1 protein-coding gene is annotated in these 349 nt (G+C 63.3%); it reads left to right on the top strand.

Annotated features, from left to right (window positions below; all coding sequences use genetic code 11):
• On the top strand, positions 1 to 349 hold a 349-nt coding region (locus EN807_RS33445), incomplete at both ends, for an ABC transporter transmembrane domain-containing protein (protein ID WP_246684520.1).

The raw sequence follows: 349 nt of genomic DNA, 5'->3' as shown, positions 1-349 counted from the left end.
CTCGTGCTGCTTGGCCTTGGCGTGCTCTATGTCGCCATCGGCCGCATCGTCATGCGCCGCACCAAGTCCGGGCAGACCGCCGTCGAGCGCCATTACCACACCGTGTTTGCCCATGTGACCGACAGCGTCAGCAATGTCGCCGTGCTGCAGAGCTACAACCGCATCGGCCATGAGACCGCGACGCTGAAGCGCTACGTCAAGGATCTGCTCGACGCGCAGAACCCGGTGCTCGACTGGTGGGCGATCGCCAATGCGCTGAACCGCCTGTCGTCGACCATCTCGATGATGATCGTGCTCTCGATTGGGGCTTATCTCGTCACCCGTGGCCAGCTCCGTGTCGGAGACGTCG

Origin of the sequence: Mesorhizobium sp. M5C.F.Ca.ET.164.01.1.1 (genome assembly GCF_004792125.1) — a bacterium.
Lineage (GTDB): Bacteria > Pseudomonadota > Alphaproteobacteria > Rhizobiales > Rhizobiaceae > Mesorhizobium > Mesorhizobium wenxiniae.
This window is presented reverse-complemented; position numbering and strand designations above follow the sequence as displayed.